This is a genomic window from Yersinia intermedia (genome assembly GCF_900635455.1).
Lineage (GTDB): Bacteria > Pseudomonadota > Gammaproteobacteria > Enterobacterales > Enterobacteriaceae > Yersinia > Yersinia intermedia.
The window spans coordinates 2,760,870-2,783,449 of record NZ_LR134116.1; the positions used below are offsets into that span (position 1 = coordinate 2,760,870).

A 22,580-nucleotide genomic window follows, 5' to 3' on the forward strand; every position below is an offset into this window, starting at 1 on the left:
TGCAGTCAGGGGGCTAAATTGCCCCCTGAAAGCGGATTTACAGTTGGGTCAGTTTTTGCAACATCTGGTCTGAAGTTGAAACCGCTTTACTGTTGATTTCATAGGCCCGTTGCGTCTGGATCATATTGACTAGCTCTTCCGCCACATTGACGTTAGAGGTCTCAACATACCCCTGATACAGCAAGCCACCGCCGTTCAGACCTGGCGTGGTTTCGTTTGGTGCACCAGAACTGGCGGTTTCCTGATACAGGTTTTCGCCAATACTTTCCAGGCCACTGTTATTGATAAATGTGGTCAGGGTCAGTTGCCCAACTTGCTGCGTGGCGGTTTGCCCCTGCAAGGTGACACTGACTATCCCATCGCGCCCCACCGTCATGCTCAAGGCATTGGCCGGAATGGTAATCGCCGGTTGAACCTGAAAACCGCCGGATGTCACCAACTGGCCGTTTTGGTCCACCTGAAAAGACCCGTCGCGAGTATAAGCATTAGTGCCATCAGGCATTTGCACCTGAAAGAACCCTTCTCCTTTGATGGCAATATCTTTGGTATTGTCAGTCTTGGACAAGTTGCCCTGGCTGTGCAAACGCTCAGTCGCTACCGGGCGAACACCGGTACCAATCTGTAAACCAGAAGGTAGGGTCGTCTGCTCGGAGGATTGTGCCCCCGGCTGGCGCATAGTCTGGTAAAGCAAATCTTCAAATACCGCCCGTTGGCGTTTAAAGCCATTGGTGCTGACGTTCGCCAGGTTGTTGGCGATAACATCCATATTGGTCTGCTGTGCATCCAAACCGGTTTTGGCAATCCATAATGATCGGATCATCAGTTTATTCCTCTGCGCCTGCGCGCTTAGCCCATTGCTAACAACTGATTAGCACGCTGTTCGTTTTCATCCACACTGTGGATGACTTTCATCTGCATTTCGAAACTGCGGGCATTGGCAATCATGTCTGTCATGGCTTCAACCGCTTTCACGTTGCTGCCCTCCAGTACGCCCGGCATAATTTTAATCAACGGGTCATTGGCCAACTGAGCACCACGCGCCTGTTGTGTTGCCGGGGTGAGATGGAATAAACCGTCATCACCGTGCATCACTTCACCGGCATTGGCCCTAACGCGTTTGATTTGACCGAGTTGAGCAATCGTATTCGGTGAGTCACCCGCATTCAGCGCCGAAATAGTACCGTCGGCGGCAATGGTCACTGCGGCCTGCGGTGGCACTTCAATCGGGCCGTTATCCCCCATCAGTGGGTAGCCCTGCACGGTCATTTGACCGTTAGCCGCAACCTGAATATTCCCGTTACGGGTATAAGCCTCAGTGCCATCAGGCAGTTGCACTGCCAGATAGCCATCTTGCTGCAAAGCCACATCCAACGGGCGACCGCTATAGTTCATTGTCCCCTGGCTAATATCCACACCGGGGGTCGATGCCGTCACCATAGTGCGGGTTGCCATGCTCGGCCCGTCGATAGGTACGGCACGCATCGCTGACAACTGCGCACGGAAACCCGGCGTCGAGGCGTTAGCCAGATTGTTAGCCGTAACCGCTTGCTGCTCCAGCGACTGCCTGGCAGCCCCCATCGCGGTATATATTGCGTGATCCATGAGCTTATCCCGTCAGTTCGATTAACGCAGGTTAACCAGTGTTTGTAAGATTTGATCCTGGGTTTTGATGGTTTGCGCATTGGACTGATAGTTACGTTGCGCCACGATCATATTCACCAGTTCCTTACTCAAATCCACGTTAGAAGACTCCAACGCGCCACTGGTCAGGGTGCCGAAACCGCCGCCGCCTGCAGTACCGAGGATCGGGTTACCGGAAGACTTGGTTTCTTTCCAGACGTTATCGCCCTCAGGAGACAAACCTTCAGGGTTAGAGAAGTTAACCAGCACAATTTGTCCGAGCAGTTGGGTCTGCTGGTTTGAATAGGTACCTACAACCGAGCCGTCGTTGTTGATCTGGAAGCCAGTGAACTCACCTGCGGCATAGCCCGTTTGATTCTGTGTCACGATACCGTCAGTACCGGTATTTTGCTGCTTGCTGCCCGCCACATTCAGCGCGAAAGTTTGCGCCGGAGCACCGTTTACCACCGCCATAGGGACGGTCAAATTGAAATCGGTAGTACCCGCGCCATTTTTCACGCTTTTCAGTGCGCCATTGGTATCAAATACCATCGTTCCGCGCAGAGAGGCGGCAGCGGGGTCAGCAGGGTCAAACGGTTTGGTCGCATCGGCCAGTGTCCCGCTGCTGTCCTTGGTATAGACATTCCAGCTATTACCATTTACTGCATCTTCAGCGGTTTTCACATAGTACACATTGATAACGTGGCGGTTACCCAAGCTATCGTAGGTGGTCATGTTATTCACAAAGCTGTAAGTGTCTGGCTTTTGCGGGTCAAAGGTTGCGGTAATAACATCATGGGTTGAGGTCAGGTTAGCGACCATGTTGCCTGAGGTGGTCGCTTTCGCGGCAATCATATCCTGAGGAATAGACAGGGGTACCGGGTTTGCCCCTTGCTGCACGGTAGGAGGAGTGCCAGTTGCCGGATAGCCGGTCAGGCTCAGCCCTTGCATGTTAACGATATTGCGGTTTTCATCGAGTTTGAACTGACCGTTACGGGCAAAGAACACACCGCCGCTGCTGTCTTGCATGCGGAAGAAACCACTCTGGCTGATAGCCAAATCCAAACGGCGGTTGGTGGTCGTTGGCGTGCCATCGTTAAAGTCCTGAGTAATCCCGGCAACTTTAACCCCCATACCGGTCTGAGAGCCTGCGAACATATCGGCAAAAGAAACTGAGCCGGCTTTAAAACCTGATGTCGCCGAGTTGGCGATATTGTTACCGATCACATCCAGATTGCTGGATGCTGCGTTCAAACCGCTGACTGCTTGAGAAAAGCCCATTTTCTTCTCCGTTAGATTCGTGGTCCATTAAAGACCTTAAGCATTGATGGTATATCAATCGCTATCTTTAAAAATTAAAGTGAGTATTTTCAATACATTAACTCACCATGCATATATTTAATTACTGCTGCAAACTGCAAGCTGACCTATAAAATCTGGCGGACTTTATCCAGGGTAATGGTCCCCGCCAGACCCAGATCCAGTTTGGAACCATCGTTGCCACGGGTCACACCATTAACAACGGCGTAGCTCAGTGGAGTGGCAACCAGTGACTCGTTACCACTGCTGGCGGTAATCGTCACGGTGTAAGCACCATCTGGCGCATTGCCGCCAGCATCCAGTGAACCATCCCAGGTAAAGGAGTGGACACCTGCTGACAAGCCACCAATCTCAATAGTTCGTACTGCCAGACCATCTTTGTTGCTGATTGTTGCCGTCACTTTGTCTGCGGAACGTTCTAACTCAACACCAAATGGCGTGGTGGTGACGGTGCCATCTTTGCTGCCTGCCAACACCGTAGTGCCGGGGATCATCACGCCGTGACCAATCAGGCTACTGGCTTGCAGTGACTGACTGCTATCAATCTGTCCAGAAATGGAACCTAGTGTGGTATTCAACTTTTCAATACCACTCACGGTGTTGATTTGCGCCAACTGCGTTGTCAACTCGTTGTTTTGCATTGGGTTAGTCGGGTCCTGGTTCTTTAACTGGGCAACCAGCAACGTCAGGAAACTGTTCTGCAAATCCTGACTGGTGCTACCGCTACCGGTGGTGGAATTAGCCCCGGTTGCGTTGGTAATACCGTAATCGCTCTCAGTCAGAGAATTGGTAATGGCCATATATGCAAGCTCCTGTTATTGACCTAGTGTCAGCGTCTTGAGCATTAGAGATTTAGTGGTATTAAGCACTTCAACGTTGGCTTGATAGCTACGCGAGGCCGAAATGGTGTTAATCATTTCCCCTGTCACATCAACGTTAGGCATGCGGACATAGCCCTTGGCATCGGCCAGTGGGTTACCCGGCTGATACACCAAGCGATCTGGTGCGGGGTCGTCAACGATTTGGGATACACGTACACCACCGGTTTCCTGCCCTGGTTGAGCCGCTACCTGAAACACCACTTGCTTGGCACGATAAGGCTGACCATCCGGGCCGGTAACGCTATCGGCGTTGGCCATGTTACTGGCGCTGACGTTCAACCGTTGCGATTGGGCTGATAATGCCGAACCGGCAATATCAAAAATATTCAGTAAAGACATGCGTCTTATCCTTGTTGTAACACTGACATCATCCCTTTGATTTGGCCGCCAAGAACGGTTAGATCGGTCTGATATTTCAGGCTGTTATCGGCAAAATTAGTACGCTCACGATCCATATCGACCGTGTTACCGTCCATCGCTGGCTGATCTGGCACGCGGAATAAGAGGTCAAGGTCAGGCGGTTGAACCGTACTTGCCGGGATATGACGGGCTGACGTTAAACTGAGCGACACCCCTGTACCATTGGCACGCCCTTGCTCCATCACTTTTTTCAGTTGGCTGGAGAAATCGATATCACGCGCCTGAAAGCCAGGTGTATCCGCATTTGCAATATTGGACGACAGGATCTCCTGCCGTTGCGCGCGTAAATTAAGCGCCTCTTGTTGAAAACGCAGAGCACCGTCCAGTTTGTCGAGCATAGTCCCCCCGCAAGGTTAGAATTTGGAGTCGACAGCATAAACGCCGTATAGGAAAGCCTATCGCCAGAATAAGAGCAAAATGCGTCGCTATTTGTCCCCTTAACCTTATCGAGGTACGGGTACACTAGATGCAAAAGGGGTTCGCCCTTGTATTACCTGGTTGCACAGGCGGAGAGGAAATTGATGGCAATGAAAAAAAATGACGTCATAAAGTTGGCGTGGGGGGTGCTGTTGCTGAGTCAGACCGCCACTCATCCAGCAATGGCGGCAGATTTATCAACGCAGGTAAATCAATTCTTCCAACAGCAATATCCTGATAAAGAGAGTCAGGTTAAGGTGGTTATCAAAACGCCACAGAGTCAATGGCCACAATGTGAATTGCCAGACATCACCCTGCCTGCCAATGCCCGCCCGTGGGGCAATATCAGTTTGTCCGTGCGCTGCGAAGGGGTACGGCGGTTTATTCAGACACAAGTGCAGGTCAGTGGGCATTACGCGGTAGCTGGCCGCCAACTGGCTGTTGGCGAGAAGATTGCCGCATCTGATATCCAGATGAAACAAGGCCGGTTGGATACCCTCCCCCCAGGGGCTTTACTGGAACCTCATTTTGCCCAGGGCGCGGTGAGTTTGCGGCGTATCAATGCCGGTCAGCCTCTGACGCGCAATATGTTACGGCGATTGTGGGTCATTAAAGCAGGGCAAGAAGTGCAAGTCTTAGCGCAGGGAGAAGGGTTTAATGTTAACAGTAATGGTAAAGCGATGAACAACGCCGCCATACAAGATAACGTTCGGGTGCGCATGGCATCAGGCCAAATCGTCAGTGGTACCGTAGGCGAAGATGGCACAATCCGGATTATGCTATAGTGATTAAAGTTTTTTTAACCTTTGCCGATAACTCTGATATGCAGTTATCTGCGGGTGAAACATCGGCTATCCCGCCCTTCTTTTGTTAAAAGATAAAAGTCTCGCGGGTCGATAAACGTCAATCCCGCTATCAAGGGAGCAACACAACATGAGTATTGATCGCACTCAGCCGTTATTACCGGTAACACAAGTGCAGCCACGGGAAACCAGTGACATTGCGCAACAAATGCGTAAGTCTTCTGCCCAGACAAAAGCGCAGGTAAGTGGCACTGAGGTTAAATTGAGTGATGCGCAGGCAAAACTGATGCAACCGGGCAGCCAGGACATCAATGTAGAACGTGTAGAAACGTTAAAACAGGCAATCCGCTCAGGCCAACTGACGATGGACACCGGTAAAATTGCCGATGCCTTGCTCAAGAATGTCGCGGATGATTTGAAAAATAACTAAACGTAACAATAATCGTTAACCCTAGAACAATCGTTAACCGTAAAAGGATACGTGGTGGTGGAAAGATTACAGACCAACCTGGACCAGCAACTGGAACTTCTCGCGTCACTGACGACTGTTGTAGCGCAAGAGCAGCAATTACTCTGCTCCGGTCGGATTCAAGGTGTCGTCTTGCAAGGTGTGACTGAACAAAAAAGTTCAATACTGGCTACGTTGGCTTATCTGGATCAAACCCGGCTCACCACTGAAATTGCGGCCAATCTCCAGGCGCCTTATCATGAGGTTCCAGAGTTGGCGATGCGTTGGCAACGTATCTTGCAGTTGGCTGAGAACCTTCAGTACAGCAATTTGCACAATGGATTATTGTTACAACAGCATATTGAGCATAATACTCAGGCGCTGGCAGTATTGAATACCCGCCACGGGCAGTCACTGTATGGGCCTGATGGTCATTCTAAAGGTGCCAGTCTACTGGGGCGCAAGATCGGGATTTAAGATCCCATGTCTACGGATATAACCCATCGCACAGCCGAGGCTTATATCCGTATGGTTTTCCCATGTCCATTCAGCCGTAATTCCAATGCTTATTACCTACTCAAAAAATGGGTTTTCCTGCTTTTCTCCGATGCATTAATCTGCTGAAACTGAGCAAATGTGCTTAGTTTAAAGGAGGAGATATGAAAAAACGGCATCTAAGTCTGTTATTGGGGTGGGTTTTCTGTGGTGCGGCAGCACTAACTATGAGTCAAACGGTGCAAGCCGTTGAGGTCTACAATCAGTTAGAGCATCCGGTCTATTTCTGTGTGAGTTGCTATTACCCCTTAGTCTGGTTTTAACGATAATTGACCAGCACCTGATTGCTGATCACTTGCAACGGCGGGTTCACACGGCCTTTACCGGCAATAAAGTAAACAAACGTCAGTTGAGTTGCCGCAGCCTCCCCCGCCAGCCCTCGGCTCTGCCCGCTGCCCCCCTCAAGTGGCATACAGCGGTTCGGGGTGCATAATTTAACCTGTAAACCCTCTGGCGCTGTTGACATCAATTGGTAGCGCCAGCCAACAGACACGATACGCGCATTTTCCGACGCCAACGCCACCGGTGGTTTTAGTACCGCCGAAGAGGTGGCGACCCCGCACAAACCCTGTGTAACCCCGATATCGTCCGCGACCCAAGTGCCTGAAGCGACAGCATTCAACGGCAATACACTCACCGCAAGCAGCGTAGCCAACATTATCTGGGAGAGACGAATCAGCATCAAGCAGCTCCTATCGTAGATGTCATACGGATCTGGCGATTATCGCCAATTTCCAGATTAGATAGCACCACCATCTGTGGCAAACTACGGCGCAAGAAACGGGCTAAAAGTGCGCGCAGTGCATGGTTAACCAGCAACACCGGCGGTGCACCCAGCATTTCCTGACGTTGTAGCGCTTGTTTGGATTGATCCAACAGGCGGTCAGCCAACCCCGGTTCCAGACCACCACCGCCTTGCAGTGCTTGTAACAGCAAACGCTCTAATGCTGCATCCAGCCCAATGACCTGAATCTCGCCGGTTCCAGGGAACCATTGTTGTGCGATGGAACGCCCTAATGCGACTCGGACTACCGCCGTTAATTCGTAAGGGTCAGTCTGATTTGGTGCATGTTCAGCCAGCGTCTCAATAATGGTACGCATATCGCGAATTGATACCCGCTCCACTAACAGATTTTGCAGTACCTTATGCAGCGTGGTTAAGGTGACAACACCGGGAATAAAGTCTTCCGTCAGCTTCGGCATCTCTTGCGCAACCCGGTCCAGCAATTGCTGGGTTTCCTGACGGCCAAACAGTTCGCTGGCATATTGGCTGATCAAATGGTTTAGATGGGTCGCCACTACGGTGCTGGCCTCAACCACGGTAAAGCCTTGGATCTGCGCCTGCTCACGCAATGCACTTTCAATCCAAACCGCCGCTAATCCAAAGGCGGGGTCATGAGTGGCCTCACCCGGTAACGAGCCGACCGCATTGCCGGGGTTAATTGCTAACCAACGGCCAGGATGAGCTTCACCACTGCCAATCTCTACCCCTTTCATTAATATCCGATAGTTTGCTGGCGGCAGTTCCAGATTATCTCTGATATGCACCACGGGTGGCAGGTAGCCCATCTCTTGAGCAAACTTTTTACGAATACTGCGAATTCGACCCAGCAACTCGCCATTTTGCTGGAAATCCACCATCGGAATGAGGCGATACCCCACTTCCATCCCCAGCGGATCTTCCAGTTGGACATCAGACCACGTTGCTTCAGCGGCTTGTTGCTGGTCCTGCACCACCGGTGATTCCGCCACCACGGGTTGCTGCATTTGTTTGCCACGTAAACGCCAGGCTAATGCCAACAGCGCGCCGGTGAACAGCAGGAAGACAAAGTTCGGCATGCCAGGCACCATCCCCAGTAACCCTAGCACACTGGCACTTAGCACCATCACGCGTGGGTTATTAAACAACTGGGTGACCATTTGCTGACCAACATCCTGGTCGGTACTGACGCGAGTTACGATAACGCCCGCTGCCGTCGAGATAACCAATGCTGGGATTTGTGCCACCAGGCCATCACCGATCGTCAGCAATGTATAGGTTTCTGCTGCGTGCCCCACGCCCATATCGTGCTGAAGCACACCCACCAGTAATCCGCCGACCACGTTAATCACCATGATCAGTAACCCGGCAACCGCATCACCACGAACAAATTTACTGGCCCCGTCCATAGAACCGTAGAAATCAGCTTCTTGCGTAACATCGGAACGGCGTTTTTTTGCTTCATCTTCGCCAATCAAGCCAGCATTTAAGTCGGCATCGATCGCCATCTGCTTACCGGGCATACCATCCAAAACAAAGCGTGCCCCCACTTCAGCAATACGCCCCGCCCCTTTGGTAATAACCATAAAGTTAATTATGACCAAAATAACAAAGACCACGATGCCGATGGCAAAGTTGCCGCCAACCAGAAAGTGACCAAATGCCTCCACCACGCGGCCCGCAGCCGCCGCACCGGTATGCCCATCCATCAGAATGATACGGGTGGAGGCTACGTTTAGGGATAGACGCAGCAGTGTTGAAAACAGCAGAATGGTTGGGAATGCGGCAAAATCCAGCGTGCGTTGGGTAAACATGGCAACCAACAGCACCATAATGGACAGCGCGATATTAAAGGTAAACAGTAAATCAAGGATGAAGGGCGGCAGCGGCAGCACCATCATCGACAAGATCATCAGGATCAGAATTGGCCCGGCAAGGATTTGCCACTGCGTATCTTTAAAATTGCCCGGTAAACGTAGCAGGGCGGCCAAATTAGCCATTAGTCAGTCTCACTCTCTGTTGCAAAATCCAGCGCTTCCGGCACTGGCAGATGTTCAGGTTTTTTCGGGATTAGCCCGCCTTCCCGTTTCCAACGTTTCAATTGGTATACCCAGGCAAGGACTTCTGCCACCGCAGCATACAGGGTGGCGGGAATATGTTGGCCCACCTCGCTGTGCCGGAACAATGCCCTGGCCAGCGGCGGCGCTTCTAATAACGGAATGCGGTGCTCTGCACCTAACTCACGGATACGCAGTGCCACCGCACCAGCCCCTTTCGCCAGTACCTTAGGCGCACTCATTTTTGCTTCGTTGTATTGCAAGGCAACAGCATAGTGGGTTGGGTTGGTCACAATCACATCAGCTTTAGGGACATCAGCCATCATCCGGCGGCGAGCCATCGCCCGTTGCTGCTGACGAATGCGCCCTTTCACATGCGGATCACCTTCTTGATCTTTAAATTCATCACGTATTTCCTGTTTGGTCATACGTAATTTTTTAATGTGGCTGGTTATTTGGAAGAACACGTCGAATCCAACCATCGGAGTCAGGCCCAATACCACCACCAGTCCACAGAAAATAATCAAGTGGACAGCGTCACCCAAAGCAGCCACCGGGGGGGCGGCCATCAAGCGCATCATATCTGGCCAGTTATGCCAGAGGAATATACCGGTGACCCAACCGACCAGCGTGGCTTTGAGGATAGCCTTCAGCAGTTCAGCCAATGCCTGCGAGGAAAACATACGCTTTAAACCCGCAATCAGGCTCATCCGCTGCAAATCAAACTTGATGGATTCGCCGCTGAACAGCACGCCACCCAACAGCATCGGCACCGCCAACGCCACGATCACCAATCCGGCAAAAATGGGTAGCAATGCCATGATCGTTTGGCTCAGCAGCATCCCTATCTGGCGCAACATCTGTTTATCATCGCTGATAATGCCATGATCGAAATGCAGCCCTTGTGAAATCATAGCCGCCAGTTGGCGAGCCATCGACTCACCAGACACCCACAGGATCGCCAAACCGGCCCCGAGCATCAGCATCGAGGTCAGTTCGCGCGAACGCGGTATTTGGCCTTTTTCGCGAGCCTTCTCCAGCTTGTGGGCTGTGGGTTCCTCGCTCTTTTCCGCGTCGCTATCTTCAGCCACAGCAGGTTTTCCTGTTCAGCGTAAGCGTTCCCATGTCAAATAATGAGGAAATGAAAAATTGCTGTATAGCATGACAAATATTCAGCAAGGTTATGGATGGAACAAAGCAGCAATTAGGGGGTTATTTCTCGGATGAGTACGTCGTGTCAACTTCAGTTGCCTGTAGGGTGCTAGCTGTCGTCAAATTCTGCTAGCCAAGAACACACAACCAGTGATAGAGGATGAAGGGGGGATACTACCAGCCACAACGCCTGAAATAGGCTGTTTCAAATGAAATTATCGCGAGAACAATGCAGCGAGAAATAACGGCAGATGAGAGATCCCCCTCACCTGCCAATTATGACCCACAGCCGGCTTAAAAGCCTAAGCTGTCCAACAGGTCATCAACCTGATCCTGGTTGGCAATAACACCAGCACCATTCTTATCCAATTGTGGCCCGTTAAGTAGACTGTCAGCAGGTTTTTGCGGTTTAGAGGGCATATCTGGAATATTTTCCATCAGTACCATTAACAGTTGCTTCTCAATCTCTTGCACCACATCCATCATGCGTTTGATAACCTGACCGGTAAGGTCCTGGAAATCCTGCGCCATCATGATTTCCAACAATTGTGCGTTGGTAAATGAGGTATGTTGCGGCACAACATCCAAATATTCACGGGTATCAGCAACCAGAGCACGTGCATCTGATAACTCGACAGGGTTAGCAAACCATTCGTCCCAGCGAATTTTAAGCGCCTTCGCCGATGACTCCAGCTCATTTTGGCGCGGCTGTGCTGCCTCAACACAGTTCAGTGCTCTTTCTGCGGCTTGAGCCGTCATATGAACGACGTAATCCAGTCGATCACGGGCATCTGGAATGGCTTCCGCAGCCTGTGCAATCGCCTGATCAAGACCTAATTCGCGTAGGCTGTCGCGTAACATCCGCGTCAATTGGCCAATGCGACTTATTATATCACTGGCTGATGCCGCATCTGTTGCGGGCATTTGATGGTTACTCATCTCGCCTCCTTACATACCCAACTTTTCAAAAATCTTATTGAGCTTCTCTTCCAAGGTAGCGGCAGTGAAAGGTTTCACTACATAACCACTGGCGCCTGCTTGCGCTGCTGCGATGATATTCTCTTTTTTCGCTTCGGCGGTTACCATCAGAACCGGCAAAGTAGCAAGAGCACCATCGGCACGGATAGTTTTTAACAGGTCAAGGCCATCCATATTTGGCATATTCCAGTCAGAAACCACAAAATCAAAACCACCCGCGCGTAATTTATTCAATGCATCGACGCCATCTTCGGCCTCTTCCACATTGTTAAAACCCAGCTCTTTCAGCAGGTTTCTGACAATACGACGCATGGTCGAAAAATCGTCTACCACCAAAAATCTGAGATTCTTATCCGCCATACCAACTCCTAAGGTTTGTTGCTCACCGCTGAGCGATTAAAAACACACGCCCGAAAAATTTCACCCCAACGTCATTGGCGTTACAGTACACCAGCAAGTAAACGAATCCCGATGAGCTGACACAAGTCAGTGATTCGGGTGAGCACACACTGCTGCAACGTCAAGGACGAAGGGAACTAGATCCGCAAGGCTTGACCACTGCTAATCTGCGCCAACATACGCTGGCTTATCTGGTTCAAATCCAGAACTTCATTAACGCCCCCCATACCAATCGCCTCACGCGGCATGCCGAATACCACACAACTGGCCTCGTTTTGCGCGATGGTATAAGCACCGGCGCGATGCATCTCCAATAATCCGGCTGCACCATCATTGCCCATCCCCGTCAAGATAACCCCCACGGCATTACGCCCGGCATATTGCGCCACTGAGCGAAACAGAACGTCAACCGAGGGACGATGGCGATTAACCGCAGGCCCATCATGAATGCGAACCTGATAGTTAGCCCCACTACGCGCCAGCTCCATATGCCGATCACCGGGCGCAATATAGGCATGCCCCGGTAATACCCGTTCACCGTCTTCTGCTTCCTTCACGGTGATTTGGCACAGTTTATTCAGCCGCTCAGCAAATGAACGGGTAAAACCCGGCGGCATATGTTGAGTAATTAATAGTGCCGGGCTGGTTGGTGGTAACGGTTGCAATACCATTCGGATAGCTTCCGTCCCCCCGGTAGAGGCACCAATTGCAATTAACTTCTCACTACTAAGCAGCGGCGTATGCGTAAGCATAACCGGGGCATTTTCCGGTCCGCGCTGTGGCAGGCGGGCTTTAGCGGCGGTACGGATTTTCTCCGCAATCAACTCGCTGTAAGCCAGCATTCCCTCTCTGATACCTAGCTGAGGTTTGGTGACAAAATCAATCGCCCCCAATTCCAGCGCACGCATGGTTATCTCGGAGTTCTTACCGGTTAGTGATGACACCATCACTACCGGCATCGGCCGCAACCGCATCAATTTTTCAAGAAAATCCAAACCATCCATCCGCGGCATTTCAACATCGAGCGTCAAAACTTGCGGATTAAATTTTTTGATCAAATCACGGGCAACCAACGGATCGGGAGCCGCTGCAACCATTTCCATGTCTGGGTGACTGTTTATAATCTCTGTCATTAGCTGGCGCATCAATGCAGAATCATCAACGCACAATACTCTGATTTTACTCATCACCTCTCCTTGGTCAGTCCATAAACGGTCTGCCCGCGCAAATAGAATTCCCGACTAATTTGACTGAAATTCTCCGAGTGACCTGCAAACATCAGGCCGCCGGGTTTTAGCAAAGGGACAAAGCGACGCAGAATGCGCTCCTGCGTTTCTTTATCAAAATAAATCATCACGTTACGACAAAAAATTGCATCAAATTGTCCAGGCAATGCCCACTCAGGCGCCAACAGATTGAGTTGCTGGAAATGGATCATATTGGCCAATTCCGGGCGCACTCGCACCATGCCTTGATGTGGACCAGTACCACGCAAGAAATAGCGCTGCATCTGCTGTGCCGACAATGAACGCAATTCATCCTGTCGGTATATGCCACTGGTCGCTTTTTCCAGTACTTGGGTATCAATATCACTGGCTAGCACCTGGCACGAACCCGCACGATTTCCCAACACATCAGAAAGTGTCATCGCGATAGAATAAGGCTCTTCACCCGTCGATGCTGCCGTACTCCACACCGAATAACTCCCCGGCCGCTGACGAACATGCTCAGCCAGAATCGGAAAATGGTGCGCCTCACGGAAAAATGCCGTCAAGTTAGTGGTCAAGGCATTAACAAATGCTTGCCACTCTGCGCTGTTCGGGTCGGACTCCAGCAAAGCAAGGTATTGACCAAAGTCATTAATTCCCAGCAATCTTAGTCGCCTGACCAGGCGGTTGTAGACCATTTCCCGTTTGTGATCGGCCAGTACGATCCCGGCTCGTTGATAAATAAGTTGGCATATGCGTCGGAAGTGAACATCCGACAGCGGGAGCCGTTGAATCATCTGAGTCAGGATCGACCCAGACTCTTGGGGTAATGGCTGTTTCATCGATGATGGTTTCATCCGGCCTCACCCCACAACAAAGTCTTCGTTACGCCGTTTGACAATCTGGAATTTCCTTAACAGCCGGTTGCTTACCACTGCCGTCTGCTGCCTGCCCCTCCCCGCTGTCGCTATCCTGCTCCAAACGAAAGACAGACACTGCATCGGAGAGCCTACTTGCCTGCTCTTCCAGTGCGTTGGCCGCAGCCGCAGCCTCTTCCACTAATGCGGCGTTTTGCTGAGTGACCTGATCCATCTGTGTTACTGCAAGTGAAACCTGCTCAATACCTCGGCTTTGTTCATCCGAGGCGGAAGCGATTTCACCCATAATGTCGGTAACCCGAGTCACTGAGCGAACAATCTCTTCCATGGTAGTACCCGCATTTTCGACCAGAGTGGATCCCTGTCGAACACGGCTGACCGACTCATCAATCAACCCTTTAATCTCTTTTGCTGCTTGTGCACTGCGCTGGGCCAGATTACGGACTTCACCGGCGACGACAGCAAAACCGCGCCCCTGCTCACCGGCGCGAGCTGCCTCAACAGCAGCATTTAACGCCAGGATATTGGTTTGGAAGGCAATACCGTCGATAACACTGGTTATGGCACCGATCTTCTGTGAACTGGTGGCAATATCATGCATGGTTGTCACCACACTGCCTGCCAACTCGCCCCCTTTGGCGGCGGTCCCTGATGCGTCTTTTGCCAGTAATGTTGCCTGACGTGCATTATCTGCATTCTGTTTCACTGTGGCGGTCAGTTGTTCCATACTGGCTGCTGTTTGTTCCAACGATGCCGCTTGTTGCTCGGTTCTTGCCGACAAATCATTGTTACCCGCAGAAATTTCCTGAATCCCCGTCAGCATGGCTTCAGTACCATCTCGGACATGGCTAACGGTGGTGATCAACGACTGCTGCATGATGCGTAAACTGGCAAACATCTCGCTAATTTCATTGCGCCCAGAGACATAAATCTGCGCCGATAAATCCCCCCGCGCGATGCGGTCAAAATGCGCGCGCATAATTTTCAGCGGCGTGACAAACATGGTGCGCAGCCAAACAAGCGACGAAATCGCCATGGCGATTACCATGACAATCGCAGCACCAAATATCCACATGGAGAGATGATACGCCTGCTGGTTTTGGGTACCGGCCTCAGCAATCACTTCATTGGCGTACTGCAAATACTGTAAAAAATCGGCTTCGAACAAATCTTGTGTTTTCTGGGTGGGTTGATCCATAAAGCCTTGTAAATTACCGGCTTCCAGAAAATCGATTAGTTGTCGTAACGACGTCCGTAAGTTCTGATAACTGTTTTTGGTGGCATCCAACAATTCACTACCGTTATCACTCTCATCAAGGCGTGGCACAGCAATAAACTGATTGAAGTAGAGGTCAGCTTTCTGTAATGAGCTGCGCGCATTGCCCATTAATGCGTTGACTTGCTCCTGAGGTACTTTGAGAGCCGAGCGCGTCCCCGCCCGGTTTAAGGTATTACGCGCCTGAAGCAAGGATACCCAACTGAGGCTTAATGCATCCCGTTGCTGACTACTGAGATCCACCCGGTTCAAATTTTGGTAGTCTGAGCGAAAAGCAGTAAATGACAGACCACTTGAAATTAACTGTATCGAGCAAATCAATATCAGTAACAGGAAAAAGCTGGTAGAAATCCGAATTCGGCCAAACATCGTAACCTCTTCTCAGCCAGCTCATTGGCCGGCTTTATCTATTCCCGTTATACTTCAAGCTGCACGTTGGCTGCGCTCAATCACCCCAGTCACTGACTTGTGTCAGCTCTTGGGGATTAAGAGCCTCATCAGAGGCCCACCCTACGGGCCAGCGCTGGCGCTGTTCAAAATGGTTTACAACCAATTTGTCACTCACTTGCCGCCTTCCTGCAACTCGAATTATTTAGGGTATATTTTTTTGTGTAGGGTCTAGAAAGTTTCCCAATTGTCTTGCAGGTCACTTCCCAGTGTTTTTTTAGCCGTGATGCTCAAATCCTGTGCCGGCTGTTTTATTTTTCTAGCATCTCGTGTAGTACTACCGTTATCCATACGCAGAACGAATACAGACATGGATTGGGTTAACATACTGGCTTGTTCTTCCAGTGCGGCGGCGGCAGAGGCTGACTCTTCCACCAAAGAGGCGTTTTGCTGGGTGACACGGTCCATTTCAGTGACCGCTTGACCCACTTGATCGATACCGCGACTTTGTTCATCAGAAGCAGAAGCGATTTCCCCCATGATGTCGGTGACGCGTGTTACCGCATTAACGATATCCCCCATGGTTTCACCCGCACTTTCAACCAGTACTGACCCCATATCGACACGGCTAACCGAGTCTTCAATAAGGCCCTTAATCTCTTTTGCAGCTTGCGCACTGCGTTGTGCCAGATTACGAACTTCACCTGCCACCACAGCAAAACCACGGCCCTGTTCACCCGCTCGCGCAGCTTCAACGGCGGCGTTCAGTGCCAGGATATTGGTCTGGAAAGCGATACCATCGATAACGCTGGTGATATCAGCAATCTTCTGCGAACTGCCGGCAATTTCATGCATGGTTTGCACCACATTCGCCACCACTTTGCCACCTTTCTGTGCCGTTTCCGACGCACTCAAGGCCAGTTGGCTAGCTTGACGGGCATTCTCAGCATTCTGTTTCACGGTGGCAGTTAACTGCTCCATGCTGGCGGCGGTTTCTTCCAGTGAGGCGGCTTGTTGTTCTGTACGCGCCGACAGATCGTTGTTGCCGGCGGAAATTTCTGAGGCACCGCTATAAATGGCATCGGCACCTAAACGCACATCACTGACGGTAGTAATCAATTCCGTTTGCATGTGTTTCAGGCTGGCTGCCAATGTGCCCATTTCGTTGCGACTATGCACTTCGATAGTCTGGGTTAAGTCACCGTTAGCGATATGTTTAATATGCTCGATCAAGTGCTTAAGCGGATTAATCAAGATGTGTTGCATACCAAGCCAAACAACAATAATCACCGCACATACCACAATCAGTACGGTAATAATCACACCCATCGCGAAGCTAAATGATTGGTTGCTGTCTTCCACTGCGGCGGCATACAAGCGATCATTTTGTGTCAGGTAAGTGTTGTAGTCCTGCTCAAAAGCATTTTGGAAGCTAGAGGTGGGTTGATCGAAGAACTCATTGATCTTGCCAGCTTCCATCAATTGGATCAGTTCGGTCAAAGCACCAAAGTATTGGTCATAAGTCTGTTTTAATTTTTTAGCTGACTCAGCATCTTGTTGGCTATCCAACGGGATCTGTTCGTAACTTTTAAAACGCTCCGCCGCCACACCCAATGTCCCTTTGGCTGAAGCCAACAGGTCATTCACCGTAGGGCCACTACCGGTGTGATTCACATCCATCATGTAACGGATGCCTGCGCGGTTCAGCGTATTACGGGTTTGCAGCAGATTTACCCAACTTTCATTCAACACCGACTGTTGCTGACGAATAACTTGTAAGACCGCGAAGTTCTCTTTGTCATTTTTCAGGGAATTGAAGAAAAGCCCGCCGGAAACGAGCTGCAAGGCACCAAATAGCACTAACACCAACAGGAGGCTGGTGACCACTCTCATACGCTTAAACATGTTATCCCTTCATAAGTACGTCAAAACACGGGTACGCCAAAACATAGGACGTCTAATTAACTGTGTTATCGGCACTGGGAGGGGGAACTTTACCGGAGAGAGACATTATTTTAACGAGATGGGTGTGAGTGTTAGCCGTTTGTTATTATCGATGTAGAAACCGAGCTAATCAGGCTTGATCGGCTAAAAGCGGCCCGCTGTTTCGGCGAAGAACGCGATGGTGATTGGTTCGGTTGATATGAGACATGTGATCACCTGATCACTGAACGAATATCAACCGAAACCTTCTGGGCAGACTAACTTAAACTTACCCTTTAATGACAGAGTCAATCAACGACATCTCTTCACTGCTTAACAACTTTTCAATATCAACCAAAATCAGCATTCTTTCCCCGAGTGAACCTAAACCTGTTAGATACTCAGTTGCCAAAGTGACGGCAAATTCTGGTGCTGGGCGTATCTGTTCAGTGGTTAATGACAGCACATCAGACACCCCATCAACAACAATACCAACCACGCGCTGATCAAAATTCAGCACGATCACCACGGTATTTTCGTTATAACTCACGCCGCTTTGTGCAAACTTAACCCGTAAATCAATAATGGGGACAATGACACCACGTAAGTTAGTGACACCTTTAATAAACGTTGGGGTGTTAGCGATACGGGTCACCTGATCGTAACCACGGATCTCTTGTACTTTCAGAATATCAATTCCGTACTCTTCATCGCCCAGCGTAAAAATCAGGAACTCTTGTCCTACCGTTTCGCCAGCCAGCTTCGTGACGGTTGCTAGTCCTGCCATGTTTTCACCCTTCAATCAATAGGTTGAGTTTATGTTTGTTTTCAGGACCGGAATAAATTCCGCGCCCTATACCTGTTTTCATACGGGTTTAATACAGGCTTCATAGAGGTCCACCTGTTAGGCAGCGACCACATCATCAGCCGTTACGCGCTTTTCCCGGTTTAATGCCTGCAAAGCCGACACATCAACAATTAATGCTACGCTGCCATCACCCAATATGGTTGCGGCAGAAATACCTGGCACCTTGCGATAGTTACTCTCAAGGTTTTTCACCACCACCTGATGCTGACCAATCAATTGATCAACCAAGAGTGCATAGCGACGCCCGGCACTTTGCAGAATCACAACAATGCCCTGAGTCGCTTCAGTTTTGGCATTTTCAACATCAAATACCCGGTATAACTCAACCAAAGGTAAGTATTCACCGCGCACTTGCAATACCCGCTCACCGCCGGCTAACGGATGCAAATCTTCAGCCAAAGGTTGCAGCGATTCCATTACCGCATTCAATGGCAAAATGAAGACTTCATCACTGACTTTTACTGACATTCCATCAAGAATAGCCAGCGTCAATGGCAATAGAATACGGATTGACGTGCCAAGACCGGCCTGGAAACTGACTTGCACATGGCCGCCCATTTCCTGAATATTTCGCTTAACCACATCCATACCGACACCACGGCCGGAAACATCAGTGACTTGCTCGGCGGTGGAGAATCCGGGGGCAAAAATCAGCATCCCCACATCTTCATCGCTCATATGTTCATTAACAGCCATGCCTTGAGATTGGGCTTTTGCCAGAATCTTCTGCCGGTTTAGTCCTGCACCATCATCCAAGACTTCAATGCAGATATTCCCGCCCTGATGCTCTGCGGAGAGTGTCAGATTCCCGACCGGCTGTTTACCCGCAGCAATACGGGTTGCCGCATCTTCAATACCGTGGTCTAAACTGTTACGAACCAGATGGGTTAGAGGGTCAATAATGCGTTCAATCAGGCTCTTATCCAGCTCCGTTGAGCTGCCAAGCAGCGTCAGCTCGACTTGCTTATTGAGCTTGCTGGCTAAATCGCGCACCAAGCGAGGGAAGCGGCTGAACACATACTCCATCGGCATCATACGGATAGACATCACCGACTCTTGCAAGTCGCGCGCATTGCGTTCCAACTGCCCCATGCTATTGAGCAGATCACCGTTGATAACAGGGTCCAGAGTACTGGAGCGCTGTGCCAGCATCGATTGAGTGATAACTAACTCGCCTACCAGGTTAATCAACTGGTCAACTTTCTCAACCGCCACTCGGATACTGGTCGACTCGCTAGCCTTCGCTTTTGGTCTGACATGTTCCGGGCTGGTCGGTGCAGCAATAACCGCCGTTTTAGGCGTACTGTTGATGTCTGCAACCGGCGCGGCTACGGTTTGCGGTGATTCGGCGAGAACCGGTGCAACCACAGCAATTTCAGCCTCTGATTCTGGTTGCAACTCAGCTTGAACAAAACTGATCTGTTCTGGTTCCAGCACAAAACAGAGCACCGCGCTGATATCATCTTCACTGACAGATGTAATCAAGGTAGCTTCCAGGCTATCAGCACTTTGATGCGGATCTTTCACTTCACCCAGATTGCCCAGTTCTTCCAACATCAGCGGGATTTCTTGTTCTTTCAGGCCAGACAAGCGAATACGCATGCCCCCCTGAACCAGCGCCGGTGACTTACCGCCAACTTTGGTTTCGGTCGCTACCGCGCCACCGCTCCCTTGAGCTACAGGCACGCTGCTACTCGGGTTTTGTTGTTCTAAAGCCTCTAAGGCCAGTTGGCGCAATGCGTGGCAAATATACTCATAGCTTTCCGCATTAGGTTCCTGTGAGGTTTTATAAGCGTCCAACTGTTCCTGCATAATATCTTTCGTTTCCAAAAACAGGTTGATGATATCAGTACTCAACCGCATTTCGTCGCGGCGGGCACCATCCAACAGGTTTTCCAACAGATGAGTTGTCCCTTGTAATACCGTAAAGCCAAACGTCGCGGCACCACCTTTAATCGAGTGAGCTGCGCGGAAAATGGCATTGAGTTGTTCTTTATCTGGTGCTAGCGGGTCCAGCAATAGCAAGTGCTGTTCCATATCTGCCAGTAATTCATCTGCTTCATCAAAGAAAGTCTGATAAAACGCGGTAATATCCATGCTCACGGTGTCACCTCTACTGTGCGTCGCGGCTTGTCGGAGAGACCGGTGCATTACTTGCAGGTGCCGCAGGCAACGATGTCGTTGGTCCAGTGGCAGCTCGAGTGATGTTCCCCGTGCTCGATTGTTGTGTTTGTGGTGCTGTTGCCGGCTGCGCTATCGTTTTTACCGGTGCTGCCGTTACCGGTGCTGTTACCGCCGGTACTGTTGCCGCCCCAGTTGTTGACCCCGCAGCGACAGGTTGCTCAGTGGTCGTTGCCGTACCCGTCGCTGCTGGCGCTGTTGCATTCGCAGCAGCGGGAGTAGCGGTTGGCGCAGTACCGCTGGTCTCAAGCTGCTTTAAGCTCGCGGCTTTTTCTATATCCAGCGCTTTGTTATCTAAATTCTCATGCTCAATATCATGTTGCGTCTGTTTGTTCAGCACTAAAATACTGATACGACGGTTAACCGGATCATCCCCTGGTTGCTCTTTCAAGCGCATCGTCGAGGCCATGCCCACTACCCGCAGCACTTTTCCCTCATCCAAACCACCGACGAGTAATTCACGCCGTGAAGCATTAGCGCGATCAGCCGACAATTCCCAGTTGCTGTAACCTCGTTCGCCATTGGCATACGGCAAATCATCGGTATGCCCAGACAAACTGATTTTGTTTGGTATGTCATTCAAAATAGGCGCGATCGCACGTAAAATATCGCGCATATACGGCTCTACCTGCGCACTGCCCATCTTAAACATTGGCCGATTCTGGCTATCAATAATCTGAATTCTTAGCCCTTCTTCCATCATGTTGATCAGAAGATGTGGCCGTAATGCTCTCAGTCGCGGGTCGGATTCGATTAATTGATCCAATTTTTCCCGCAACTTATTAAGTCGATACTCTTCTTTGCGGCTTTCTTCCGAATCGATGTGCTTGCGTACCTCACCCACTTGCTGAGTTGGGTCATCACCGCCCCCCGGAATCGGGCTACTACTGGAACTGCTCTTATCACCACTGGTTAATGCTACTTTCAATGGGGTACGAAAATATTCCGCAATTTGTGTCAGTTGTTGCGGGCTGGAAACCGATAGCAACCACATCACCAGAAAGAAGGCCATCATCGCTGTCATAAAGTCAGCGTAAGCAATTTTCCATGACCCACCATGATGACCGCCACCATGCTTGGCTTTTCGCTTTCTGACCACAATAACGGGGTGGTTCTGATGCTTCATGCGTCCTCTTCTGTCGCTTGCGGTGCCGGAGCTTTCACTCTGCGCACATGCTCTTCCAGCTCAATGAACGATGGACGCTCAGTGGTGTATAGCGTTTTGCGGCCAAACTCTACGGCAATTTGTGGCGCATATCCGTTCAGACTGGAAAGCAGTGTCACCTTGATGCACTGCATCATCTTGGTGGTTTCTGCACTCTGTTGACGCAACAAGGTGGCCAAGGGTGAAATAAATCCGTATGCCAGCAAAATACCCAAGAACGTCCCCACCATTGCATGGGCAATTAGCGCCCCAAGTTCTGCAGCTGGCCGGTCGGCGGAAGCCAGGGCATGCACCACCCCCATAACCGCAGCAACAATACCGAATGCGGGTAACGAATCCCCCACCATCGCCAGGCTACCTGCGGGAACTTCACATTCTTGCTCGTGAGTTTCGATCTCTTCATCCATCAGAGCTTCAATTTCAAAAGCATTCATATTTCCGCTGACAATTAACCGTAAATAATCGGTAATAAATTCCACTAATAGCTTATCGGCCAAGATCCGAGGATAATTAGAGAAAATTTCACTTTCACGCGGACTTTCTATATCCCGTTCTAGTGACAGCATCCCCTGTTGGCGGGATTTAGCTAATAAACGGTAAAGCAACGCCATTAAGTCCATATACAGGACTTTGTTATATTTAGAACGGCGCATCAATTTTGGCATGGCCTTTATTGTGGCTTTTATGGCTTTACCGTTGTTACCCACGATAAATGCACCAACACCCGCACCGCCGATAATTAAAAATTCGGCTGGCTGATACAGTGCGCCAAGGTTGCCACCAACAATCATGTAGCCACCGAAGACCGCACCTAAGACCACGATATAACCCAAAATAACTAACACGCGACATCCTTAGCAAAGTGTATGGGTGGAAGGTGAGGC

General features: G+C 50.4%; 23 protein-coding genes. 4 read left to right on the top strand and 19 right to left on the bottom strand.

The genetic code is table 11. The features are described 5' to 3' along the window. Positions 1 to 37 precede the first annotated feature (37 nt). The 6 genes from flgG to flgB all read right to left on the bottom strand — a co-directional run bounded on the left by flgG (position 38) and on the right by flgB (position 4,579). Positions 38 to 820 carry a flagellar basal-body rod protein FlgG gene (gene flgG, locus EL015_RS12655; RefSeq protein WP_005189344.1) on the bottom strand — a complete coding sequence of 261 codons (783 nt, stop codon included), beginning with the start codon at positions 818 to 820 and terminating at the stop codon, positions 38 to 40. 26 nt (positions 821 to 846) lie between these two features. Then, positions 847 to 1,602, bottom strand: coding sequence for a flagellar basal body rod protein FlgF (locus tag EL015_RS12660; RefSeq protein WP_005189342.1), 756 nt, complete (start codon positions 1,600 to 1,602; stop codon positions 847 to 849). Between the two features lie 21 nt (positions 1,603 to 1,623). Next, on the bottom strand, positions 1,624 to 2,901 hold the full coding sequence (gene flgE / locus EL015_RS12665; protein WP_005189326.1) for a flagellar hook protein FlgE: 1,278 nt from the start codon (positions 2,899 to 2,901) through the stop codon (positions 1,624 to 1,626). 146 nt (positions 2,902 to 3,047) lie between these two features. After that, on the bottom strand, positions 3,048 to 3,740 hold the full coding sequence (gene flgD / locus EL015_RS12670; protein WP_005189324.1) for a flagellar hook assembly protein FlgD: 693 nt from the start codon (positions 3,738 to 3,740) through the stop codon (positions 3,048 to 3,050). A gap of 15 nt (positions 3,741 to 3,755) precedes the next feature. After that, a complete protein-coding gene (gene flgC / locus EL015_RS12675) occupies positions 3,756 to 4,160 on the bottom strand; it encodes a flagellar basal body rod protein FlgC (RefSeq protein WP_005189321.1) in 405 nt (134 codons plus the stop codon). A gap of 5 nt (positions 4,161 to 4,165) precedes the next feature. After that, positions 4,166 to 4,579, bottom strand: coding sequence for a flagellar basal body rod protein FlgB (gene flgB / locus EL015_RS12680; RefSeq protein ID WP_005189319.1), 414 nt, complete (start codon positions 4,577 to 4,579; stop codon positions 4,166 to 4,168). Positions 4,580 to 4,762: 183 nt separating this feature from the next. Here flgB and flgA point away from each other — a divergent pair, with 183 nt between their 5' ends. From flgA to EL015_RS21730, 4 genes are all read left to right on the top strand, one after another. Next, positions 4,763 to 5,443 (top strand): flagellar basal body P-ring formation chaperone FlgA, encoded by a 681-nt coding sequence (flgA, locus tag EL015_RS12685; protein WP_005189317.1) that lies wholly within the window; start codon positions 4,763 to 4,765, stop codon positions 5,441 to 5,443. A gap of 148 nt (positions 5,444 to 5,591) precedes the next feature. Further along, complete coding sequence (gene flgM / locus EL015_RS12690) at positions 5,592 to 5,891, top strand: flagellar biosynthesis anti-sigma factor FlgM (protein ID WP_005189313.1); 300 nt, start codon at positions 5,592 to 5,594, stop codon at positions 5,889 to 5,891. A 54-nt stretch (positions 5,892 to 5,945) separates the two neighbouring features. Then, the gene (locus tag EL015_RS12695; protein WP_032907150.1) at positions 5,946 to 6,386 is read left to right on the top strand and encodes a flagella synthesis protein FlgN; all 441 of its coding nucleotides are present in this window, start codon (positions 5,946 to 5,948) and stop codon (positions 6,384 to 6,386) included. A gap of 182 nt (positions 6,387 to 6,568) precedes the next feature. Beyond that, entirely contained in the window at positions 6,569 to 6,727 is a 159-nt protein-coding gene (locus EL015_RS21730; RefSeq protein WP_153802301.1) for a hypothetical protein, read from the top strand. Here the strand turns inward: EL015_RS21730 and EL015_RS12700 are convergent. The 13 genes from EL015_RS12700 to motA form a co-directional block, all read right to left on the bottom strand. Then, positions 6,724 to 7,146, bottom strand: coding sequence for a flagellar protein FlhE (locus EL015_RS12700; RefSeq protein WP_032907148.1), 423 nt, complete (start codon positions 7,144 to 7,146; stop codon positions 6,724 to 6,726). The two genes, EL015_RS21730 and EL015_RS12700, sit on opposite strands and share 4 nt — an antisense overlap. Then, complete coding sequence (gene flhA / locus EL015_RS12705; RefSeq protein WP_005189309.1) at positions 7,146 to 9,224, bottom strand: flagellar biosynthesis protein FlhA; 2,079 nt, start codon at positions 9,222 to 9,224, stop codon at positions 7,146 to 7,148. Before flhA ends, EL015_RS12700 begins: the two co-directional genes overlap by 1 nt. Continuing rightward, positions 9,224 to 10,372, bottom strand: coding sequence for a flagellar biosynthesis protein FlhB (flhB, locus tag EL015_RS12710; protein ID WP_032907147.1), 1,149 nt, complete (start codon positions 10,370 to 10,372; stop codon positions 9,224 to 9,226). The genes flhA and flhB overlap by 1 nt, the downstream gene beginning before the upstream one ends. 355 nt (positions 10,373 to 10,727) lie before the next feature. After that, the gene (gene cheZ / locus EL015_RS12715) at positions 10,728 to 11,372 is read right to left on the bottom strand and encodes a protein phosphatase CheZ (RefSeq protein ID WP_005189306.1); all 645 of its coding nucleotides are present in this window, start codon (positions 11,370 to 11,372) and stop codon (positions 10,728 to 10,730) included. A 9-nt stretch (positions 11,373 to 11,381) separates the two neighbouring features. Further along, positions 11,382 to 11,771, bottom strand: coding sequence for a chemotaxis response regulator CheY (cheY, locus tag EL015_RS12720; RefSeq protein WP_032907145.1), 390 nt, complete (start codon positions 11,769 to 11,771; stop codon positions 11,382 to 11,384). 176 nt (positions 11,772 to 11,947) lie between these two features. Continuing rightward, entirely contained in the window at positions 11,948 to 12,997 is a 1,050-nt protein-coding gene (locus EL015_RS12725; protein ID WP_005189298.1) for a protein-glutamate methylesterase/protein-glutamine glutaminase, read from the bottom strand. Continuing rightward, a complete protein-coding gene (gene cheR / locus EL015_RS12730) occupies positions 12,997 to 13,875 on the bottom strand; it encodes a protein-glutamate O-methyltransferase CheR (RefSeq protein ID WP_032907144.1) in 879 nt (292 codons plus the stop codon). The genes EL015_RS12725 and cheR overlap by 1 nt, the downstream gene beginning before the upstream one ends. A 28-nt stretch (positions 13,876 to 13,903) precedes the next feature. Then, positions 13,904 to 15,541, bottom strand: a complete 1,638-nt coding sequence (locus EL015_RS12735) for a methyl-accepting chemotaxis protein (protein WP_005189295.1) — start codon at positions 15,539 to 15,541, stop codon at positions 13,904 to 13,906. A gap of 249 nt (positions 15,542 to 15,790) precedes the next feature. Beyond that, positions 15,791 to 17,464, bottom strand: coding sequence for a methyl-accepting chemotaxis protein (locus tag EL015_RS12740; protein WP_032907928.1), 1,674 nt, complete (start codon positions 17,462 to 17,464; stop codon positions 15,791 to 15,793). 307 nt (positions 17,465 to 17,771) lie between these two features. Then, the gene (gene cheW, locus EL015_RS12745) at positions 17,772 to 18,269 is read right to left on the bottom strand and encodes a chemotaxis protein CheW (protein WP_005192503.1); all 498 of its coding nucleotides are present in this window, start codon (positions 18,267 to 18,269) and stop codon (positions 17,772 to 17,774) included. 117 nt (positions 18,270 to 18,386) lie between these two features. Continuing rightward, on the bottom strand, positions 18,387 to 20,447 hold the full coding sequence (cheA, locus tag EL015_RS12750; protein WP_005192501.1) for a chemotaxis protein CheA: 2,061 nt from the start codon (positions 20,445 to 20,447) through the stop codon (positions 18,387 to 18,389). 16 nt (positions 20,448 to 20,463) lie between these two features. Further along, entirely contained in the window at positions 20,464 to 21,657 is a 1,194-nt protein-coding gene (gene motB / locus EL015_RS12755; RefSeq protein ID WP_032907927.1) for a flagellar motor protein MotB, read from the bottom strand. Continuing rightward, on the bottom strand, positions 21,654 to 22,541 hold the full coding sequence (gene motA, locus EL015_RS12760; protein WP_005192498.1) for a flagellar motor stator protein MotA: 888 nt from the start codon (positions 22,539 to 22,541) through the stop codon (positions 21,654 to 21,656). The genes motB and motA overlap by 4 nt, the downstream gene beginning before the upstream one ends. Between the last annotated feature and the right edge of the window lie 39 nt (positions 22,542 to 22,580).

Coding starts and splice junctions, on each gene's coding strand:
- flgG (WP_005189344.1), bottom strand. CDS start 820: ATGATCCGATCATTATGGATTGCCAAAACCGGTTTGGATGCACAGCAG.
- EL015_RS12660 (WP_005189342.1), bottom strand. CDS start 1,602: ATGGATCACGCAATATATACCGCGATGGGGGCTGCCAGGCAGTCGCTG.
- flgE (WP_005189326.1), bottom strand. CDS start 2,901: ATGGGCTTTTCTCAAGCAGTCAGCGGTTTGAACGCAGCATCCAGCAAT.
- flgD (WP_005189324.1), bottom strand. CDS start 3,740: ATGGCCATTACCAATTCTCTGACTGAGAGCGATTACGGTATTACCAAC.
- flgC (WP_005189321.1), bottom strand. CDS start 4,160: ATGTCTTTACTGAATATTTTTGATATTGCCGGTTCGGCATTATCAGCC.
- flgB (WP_005189319.1), bottom strand. CDS start 4,579: ATGCTCGACAAACTGGACGGTGCTCTGCGTTTTCAACAAGAGGCGCTT.
- flgA (WP_005189317.1), top strand. CDS start 4,763: ATGGCAATGAAAAAAAATGACGTCATAAAGTTGGCGTGGGGGGTGCTG.
- flgM (WP_005189313.1), top strand. CDS start 5,592: ATGAGTATTGATCGCACTCAGCCGTTATTACCGGTAACACAAGTGCAG.
- EL015_RS21730 (WP_153802301.1), top strand. CDS start 6,569: ATGAAAAAACGGCATCTAAGTCTGTTATTGGGGTGGGTTTTCTGTGGT.
- EL015_RS12700 (WP_032907148.1), bottom strand. CDS start 7,146: ATGCTGATTCGTCTCTCCCAGATAATGTTGGCTACGCTGCTTGCGGTG.
- flhA (WP_005189309.1), bottom strand. CDS start 9,224: ATGGCTAATTTGGCCGCCCTGCTACGTTTACCGGGCAATTTTAAAGAT.
- cheZ (WP_005189306.1), bottom strand. CDS start 11,372: ATGAGTAACCATCAAATGCCCGCAACAGATGCGGCATCAGCCAGTGAT.
- cheY (WP_032907145.1), bottom strand. CDS start 11,771: ATGGCGGATAAGAATCTCAGATTTTTGGTGGTAGACGATTTTTCGACC.
- EL015_RS12725 (WP_005189298.1), bottom strand. CDS start 12,997: ATGAGTAAAATCAGAGTATTGTGCGTTGATGATTCTGCATTGATGCGC.
- cheR (WP_032907144.1), bottom strand. CDS start 13,875: ATGAAACCATCATCGATGAAACAGCCATTACCCCAAGAGTCTGGGTCG.
- EL015_RS12735 (WP_005189295.1), bottom strand. CDS start 15,541: ATGTTTGGCCGAATTCGGATTTCTACCAGCTTTTTCCTGTTACTGATA.
- EL015_RS12740 (WP_032907928.1), bottom strand. CDS start 17,464: ATGTTTAAGCGTATGAGAGTGGTCACCAGCCTCCTGTTGGTGTTAGTG.
- cheW (WP_005192503.1), bottom strand. CDS start 18,269: ATGGCAGGACTAGCAACCGTCACGAAGCTGGCTGGCGAAACGGTAGGA.
- cheA (WP_005192501.1), bottom strand. CDS start 20,447: ATGGATATTACCGCGTTTTATCAGACTTTCTTTGATGAAGCAGATGAA.
- motB (WP_032907927.1), bottom strand. CDS start 21,657: ATGAAGCATCAGAACCACCCCGTTATTGTGGTCAGAAAGCGAAAAGCC.